Below are 6,883 nucleotides of genomic sequence, written 5' to 3' on the forward strand. Positions count from 1 at the left end.
TTACAGACTTTAATAATAATCTAACTGAACAATTTGGTGAAAACTTTAAACAGCTTAATGAGGCGGTACATAAGTTAGTTGATTGGCAAGAAAATTATAAGCTGCAACTTGAGCAAATGCAGTTGCAATATGCCCAAGGTGTTGAGTCTATAACGGCTACTGAATCATCAGTTGCGCACATTAGTGAGCAAAGCAAGGTGATCCCTGAATCTATGAATGAGTTGAAAGGCGTTATGGAGGTCAATCAGCATCAATTAGCTGAATTAGAGCGCCATCTAGAAGCTTTCAAGTTGATGCGTGATGAAGCGGTTAAAGCGGTACCTGAGATTAGAGAGCAAGTTCAAAATACAGTCAATGATATTTCTGCCGCAGTAACGACAGCAAACGAGCATTATAAAACGCTTCTTACTGAATCTGATGACTATATAAAAGCACATGTAGAAACATCAAATGCATTGCTTGAAAAATTTGCTAGTGAAACAGAAAAAGGCATTACCAGTGTTGGCACTCGCTTAACCGAAAGTTCTGAACTGATCAGCAAAAATATTGACACTGCAGCCAATGAATTTACTGATAATACGGCTCGCACTAACCAGAGCTTACAAACTAGCTCCGATGTGTTGCAATCTCAAACAGAAGTTATTAAGCAACACTTACAAGATGCGGTAAGCGATCTCAACAGCACTATGCGCGACATGATTGAAAAATTAGTTGCTGATGCCAAAGATATAACTTCAACCATGAAAGAAGCCAATCAAAACCTTGTTACTGATACTGAACAAGTTCGTGACACTGTCATTAAGTCTGCGGAAAAGCTACAACAAAGGCTAAATGAAGTGATTGATGATGCCGCGGCACAACAGATCAATCAAGCTAAGCGCACATTCGATGCTATGGAAGAACAGGTTAAACAACAAGTTGGTTTGACTGGTGAGGCAGTTGATTCACAACTCAAACTGATTGATACGGCTATGCAGCAAGAAATCAACCGAGTGATGAATGAAATGGGGCAGGCGTTGGCTCAGGTCAGTGGAAAATTCGTTGACGATTATGTGAAATTAACCCAAGCAATGAATGAAGTTGTTAACCAGCGAGTAGGCTAATGGATAAGATATTTGGCTCAAGAAACCTTAATCAGGATAGTGGTGACCACTGGTTGACTGTTTCTGATTTAATGGCTGGCTTGATGATGGTATTTTTGTTTATTGCCATCGTTTTTATGATGATCACCCAAAAGGAAAACGACAAGATTAAGGATGTGGCTGTTGCCTATCAGGAAAATCAGGTCGCGATATTTGAGGCTCTAGAAACCGAGTTTGCAAAAGATCTCGCTAAATGGGGCGCTACCATTGATAAAGAGACCTTGGCATTTAACTTTCAATCACCGGATGTTTTATTTGCTAACAATGAAACCAAATTAAGTGAGGCTTATAAAGATATTTTAGATGATTTTTTCCCGCGTTATATTATGGTTTTAGCGCCTTATCGTGATTCGTTAGATGAAATAAGGATTGAAGGACATACATCTAGTGTTGGGTTACGCGGCTCTACAGAAGCGCAGGCTTACTTTTATAATATGCGCCTGTCACAAGGTAGAACGCGCTCAGTGCTTGAGTATGGTTATGCACTGATGCCAAATGAGGCTAATTGGATTAAGGCTAATATTGCCGCCGTTGGTTTTTCATCGTCTCGTGCGATTATCCATGATGGTGTTGAAGATGCTGCTATGTCGCGGAGAGTGTCTTTTCGAGCCATTACTAATGCAGATATTCAGATTAAGCGGATATTGGAGAGCAACTAAGTGAAGCTTACTGTTGATTTGAGTGCTCTGCACCGTGCTGTCGCGCCACTTGGAAAAGTGGTGACTGACTTTTCAATAACGAGTCGTGCAGATGAATTAGAAAGTATTGGAAGTCATTTAATCAAAGGACTGATATTAGGTAAGGATATTCAGCTTGGTGATATTGATGGTTCTAACGGAATTCTAAATTACGACGGCCATCAAGTTATGCTTTATATACCTGACCAAGGTGACGAAATTCAGTTCGTTTTAGAGGACGGTAAATTAGGTCGCAGAATTCATGTTGCTGAATGCTCAACACTGGATTTTATGAGAGAAACAGGACGTTTTAAGCGATATGACGTCATTAGCCGTATTGATGGGCTATTTCCTGTTTTTGGACGTAACTTTAAGTTAAAGCAAGATCTTGAAGGAGAAGCTGATTTAGGTGTATGTAAAAACTGCTTAAAAATTCTAAACTACAAGGGATATGCAACTCAGAGCTATGCAATAAAAAGCCAAGTATTTAGTGATTTTTCATTTGAACAATTCTTCGAAGTCTATAGCTCTTACTTTAAGAGCTTACCAGCGAGTAGTAACAACATTTCGAGTAATTATACTGCCGACTGGCCTTCAATTTCAGCGAAGTTAAGAAGTGAGTTAAATTACACTTGTGAGCAATGTGGTGTTGAATTAAAGAGCGATTCCAAGTTATTACATACCCACCATATCAATGGAAATAAGGTTGATAATGGGCCTGATAACTTAAGAGTTCTATGTGCTGATTGCCATAAGAAGCAGCCACACCACGGTCATATCTATGTAAGTAATGAAGATGTTTTAAAAATCAATCAACTGCGTCGGGAACAAAATAAATTTGATGTGTTTGATTACAATAATATTCGTGAATGTGCTGATACAGCATTAGATGGCCTCCTTCAAAAGTGTCAATCAACCAGATTACCAGGCGCTGAACTAGGTATCGTTATTAATGACAACGGCAATATGATTGCAATTGATCTTTGTTGGCCGAGGCGCAAGGTTGCGGTATTAATCAACATGTCAAATGCAAAAGCGCTGAAGTCTTATGGTTGGAATGTATTTACTGCCTTTGATGCACTTAATAATTTTGAAGTATTTCAGGCAAAAATTAGGTAAGTACGAGACAGAAAGGAGATTAAGTTGAGCTTATACAATATTTCTAATCAAAACCTAACGGCGCTTAAAAAAACCACTTTTGCTGAGACTGGTCTACATGAACGTCGAGACCTACAAGCTGCATTAAAGCTAAGTATCGAAGCTATAGCACCAGATTGTCTTGTTATTGCAGAAGAGTTCTCTGATTGGGAAGATAGCCGTCGTCGTATCGATCTTTTAGCTATCGACAAAAATGCTAATTTGGTGGTTATTGAGCTAAAGCGTGATGAAGTCGGTGCGCACATGGAGCTGCAAGCTCTTCGCTATGCTGCAATGATTGCGAACATGACCTTTGATAAGGCTTGCGAGTATTTTGACCGATATATTAAGACTGAAGGGCTAGAGTTAGATGCACGAGAAGCTATTCTAGATTTTGTCGATCTAGATGAGAGTAACATTGACGATTTTGGTAATGATGTCCGTATTGTTTTAGCATCTGCCGACTTTGGTAAGGAGCTGACAACCTCAGTGCTTTGGTTACGAGATAAGCAGCTTGATATAACTTGTGTCCGTCTAACGCCTTATCAATATAACGATGATATTTTAATTAATGCTGAACAGATTATTCCTGTTCCTGAAGCAGAAGAGTACCAGGTAAAGTTTCGTGAGAAGCGGGCTGAACAGCGAAGCAGTCAAGCTGGTGGGCGTGATTATTCGAAATTTGAATATAAAGGGCTCACATACAATAAGAGAAAGCTAGCTTTGGCGCTTATGACTGATTGGATTGAAGATAAGCAGCCGAATTCTTTAACGGATTTACTGAAAGTATTTGATAAAGATATACGTCGACGAATAGCTATACCTATATCAGATGTAACTGATAGCAAAATGAAGCGATATCATTCAAATGATGAAGACCTTATTGAATTAGATTCTGGTGAAGTTATTGCCATATCAAACCAATGGAGTATAGGAAGTGTAACTCGTTTAATTGAGCTAGTTAGCCAATACGGCTTTGAAGTGATTAAAGTTGACTGATAGTGTTGTGGTTTAGTTAAAAAGGGTAATTATCCATGGTTGGATTAGGTGACATAGAAGCATTCTTCTCTCTTAAAGAAAGATTCAAAAAATGGCGCAACCCTGAGCCAGTTGTTACTAATACCGCACAGCGGTTCATTCACTTGTTTGAAGCGCATGGCGTCGCTCGAGCGCAAATACCTCGCTTCTTTGGCCATAATCTTACCCTTCATCAAGTAGAAGACGACACAGAGCTTCTAAAGGTCTTAGATACCGAAACTATAGAAGCGGCAGCAACACTCTTTGGCATCCGTATTGACTGGCTTGAAGGTGGTTCAGAAGAGCTATATGAGCTTAAGCATTTCTATAAGCAGCCTAAGCTGTTTGGTGATTGGTTAGATGCTGTGTTACATGCAGGTGGAAATAAAATAGATGGCTGGTTGTTAACCACAGAGTCAATGCCTGATGAGTATGATGCATTGATATTGATGAGAGAGCAGGTTGGCGAGCTAGGTGAGTTTCCAATTTACCGATATTACTTTTGCGAATTATGGATTTATGGATATTGGAAGTGTCGTGCTGATATTGCAGCGTGTGTCGCGCAAGCCTGGAAACGTAATTGCTACATTGCTGGCAGGTTTGTCGGTTCACTTTGTTTTAAGCATTTAGTCGATCTTAATCGTGTCCCGAATAATGAAGCCGAACGTACATTAATTTCCAATAGCCGATTCCATGCAGAAGATCTTACTACAAACCCTGCATTGTATTCACAAGGTCTAATGGATAAACAATTTGGCATCGATAGTGCTCTTGAACGTTGGTTGGAATACTCGCAGCAAGGGCTGATGGATTCGGGGTTTGGTGATAAAAGTGAATTGTTCAAGGATTTCTTTCACGATAAAAATACCTCAAAGGCATTCAAGTATGTAGGACTTTTTTCCAGAGAGTCATCAATCGGGGGGCTGTGTATGCAGCTAAAAACAGATGAAACTGCTGGGCATGTTTTGCTAACGGTGAAAAGCGGCAATAAAGAAACAAGCTATACCGATAAGGTGGTTAGTTATAAACAAAATGAATCCAGCGTTATTATTTATATGGAACACCACTCCATTGAACTAAATTTTGCTGAATGGGCATCATATAAAGAGCTACTTTATGATGCTAATCCGGACCTTCCACGTTACATAAATTGATTGTCTTGCAATTTGCTACTTTTTGGATTGCTTTCATAGCATTTAGGCATTTTTGCGTATCGATTTTGTCTTTTAATTATGAGATGACTATGGCGCATAAAAGTGATCGATTTTCGTGACGTTTTTTTGATGATTATTTTTTAATTTTTGTTGTTTATTTTATTATAGTTTAATGACTTAATTATCGGGTTTTTGATTTTTTGGATCAAAAACCGAACCGTTCCACAAATATCGGTTTTAATTTTTTTGACCGTAAAGCGCTCAATTTTCTTGCAGTGAAGTTTAAGGTTTGAGTTCTAATTTATCCTGTTGTAACCATAACGCTTAATTCCTGAAGGCGTAAATTCTTTGGTGTTATTCTTGGCAAGGTAACTGGTCCGATAGATGGCAAGCAACAGGCTGTTTGTATCGTTTCGGTTAATGACATAGTTACAGTTATCTGGAAAGTAATAGCTTATGTCTGCTGATAGATAGCATGCACGTTCAATATGTGGTTTTAGCCCAAAAGAGTTCTTGGCTTTCCTGCCATCAAGAATAAAGAAGCAGTGGTAATGAATATTGTTTTCCGGTGCGGTTTGTTCTCGGACCCAGAAGTAACCAATGATAGATTTGTAATGAGACTCTAGTGATCTGACTAGCTGCCTCATGAACTTGCTAATAAGTGTATTTTTACCGCTCGATTGGTAGAGGTTAATATCGACACGCACTAGCAATAACCTAGAGTAGAAACTTTGCATATTTTTGATCTGACTGATGAGGTTATTCATAATCTGCTTATTGACACCTCCTGCTAGTTTCTGGATAGGGAGAATTTGGTCTTGATACACATAGGGTTGATTATTGTCAGGTCTTGGTAGGGGCATAATAATAAAACCCGTCGTATTTCGGCAAAAAACATTGCCCAATGGCACTACACCAAAGGGCTATGCAGGGATTCATACAGAATTTCTATGGTAAAAAGAGCACCTGGGAATGCATAAAGGCTGATTAGGTCTTCTATGTACCGCTAAGGGCCTGGACTAGTGCTAGTGGAGTTGATTTACTCGTAGTGTTGTCTTGCTTTTAATGGTTAACCACTCTATGTAATCGCTATATTTCCAGCCTTTGGCTCGTCCATTTTCTCGGATAGGTTCAGGTAACTCACCATTTTTTACCCATCGGTCAAGCGTCGTTCGGTGAATACCAAGCAGCTTAGACATTTTTTTGGGGCTGATGAGTTTGCAATAATCTATTTGATTGACGTTTTCTTGCTCTAAATGTTTAGGTAACCAAGCATTACTATTGTTCATAATTGTTCCAATATTAAAAAGTGCTTATGTTAGTGAAGCTTGCCCCTACATTCAGGGGCAAACAGAGTTAAGTTAAGGGTTAATGGATAGTTGGGTTACGCTTTGCTGCTTTCTCTGTTAGCCAGTCATCAACCTCCTGCTCTACCCAGCCAACACATCTTGGACCTAGTGGAAACTGCTTAGGGAATTGATCACTTGCTATCAACTCATATACGGTAGAACGGGAAAGGCCTGTTTTTGCGGTTAGTTCTTTTAGTCTTATTATTTTCATCGTATTTCCTCATTAATTTTCAGTTATTGTCATATCTTGCCGGAGCATAATCACAAAGGAATTACTGAAAAGGGGGCAAGATAAAGAGGTGAGCACGCAAGATAAGTTTTTATGATTTAGTTATTTGATATTTATAGCGATATCTTTATATTTTTTATGCGCAAGATAATCTAACTAAGTTTATCTTGCGCACTTT

Annotated in this window: 7 protein-coding genes and 1 pseudogene; 5 read left to right on the forward strand and 3 right to left on the reverse strand. The window is 39.0% G+C overall.

The annotated features are described in order from the left end of the window. The 5 genes and pseudogenes from K5R16_RS21745 to K5R16_RS21765 all read left to right on the forward strand — a co-directional run. Positions 1–1,103 (forward strand): annotated as a pseudogene (locus K5R16_RS21745) (hypothetical protein); the annotation flags it as partial. After that, positions 1,103–1,801 carry an OmpA family protein gene (locus K5R16_RS21750; protein ID WP_220740473.1) on the forward strand — a complete coding sequence of 233 codons (699 nt, stop codon included), beginning with the start codon at positions 1,103–1,105 and terminating at the stop codon, positions 1,799–1,801. The pseudogene K5R16_RS21745 and the gene K5R16_RS21750, both read left to right, overlap by 1 nt. Beyond that, the gene (locus K5R16_RS21755; protein ID WP_220740475.1) at positions 1,802–2,938 is read left to right on the forward strand and encodes an HNH endonuclease; all 1,137 of its coding nucleotides are present in this window, start codon (positions 1,802–1,804) and stop codon (positions 2,936–2,938) included. Positions 2,939–2,962: 24 nt separating this feature from the next. Beyond that, positions 2,963–3,955, forward strand: a complete 993-nt coding sequence (locus K5R16_RS21760) for a hypothetical protein (RefSeq protein WP_220740477.1) — start codon at positions 2,963–2,965, stop codon at positions 3,953–3,955. Between the two features lie 35 nt (positions 3,956–3,990). Further along, positions 3,991–5,127: a hypothetical protein gene (locus K5R16_RS21765; protein WP_220740479.1), complete on the forward strand. Its 1,137-nt coding sequence runs from the start codon at positions 3,991–3,993 to the stop codon at positions 5,125–5,127. Between the two features lie 296 nt (positions 5,128–5,423). On the opposite strand, the gene K5R16_RS21770 is transcribed toward K5R16_RS21765, so the two are convergent. From K5R16_RS21770 to K5R16_RS21780, 3 genes are all read right to left on the reverse strand, one after another. After that, positions 5,424–5,990 carry an inovirus-type Gp2 protein gene (locus K5R16_RS21770; RefSeq protein ID WP_220740480.1) on the reverse strand — a complete coding sequence of 189 codons (567 nt, stop codon included), beginning with the start codon at positions 5,988–5,990 and terminating at the stop codon, positions 5,424–5,426. A gap of 162 nt (positions 5,991–6,152) precedes the next feature. Continuing rightward, the gene (locus K5R16_RS21775) at positions 6,153–6,416 is read right to left on the reverse strand and encodes an AlpA family transcriptional regulator (RefSeq protein WP_220740482.1); all 264 of its coding nucleotides are present in this window, start codon (positions 6,414–6,416) and stop codon (positions 6,153–6,155) included. Positions 6,417–6,495: 79 nt separating this feature from the next. Then, positions 6,496–6,687 carry an AlpA family transcriptional regulator gene (locus K5R16_RS21780; protein ID WP_220740484.1) on the reverse strand — a complete coding sequence of 64 codons (192 nt, stop codon included), beginning with the start codon at positions 6,685–6,687 and terminating at the stop codon, positions 6,496–6,498. Between the last annotated feature and the right edge of the window lie 196 nt (positions 6,688–6,883).

The sequence above is a fragment of the Shewanella sp. c952 genome (genome assembly GCF_019654975.1).
Lineage (GTDB): Bacteria > Pseudomonadota > Gammaproteobacteria > Enterobacterales > Shewanellaceae > Shewanella.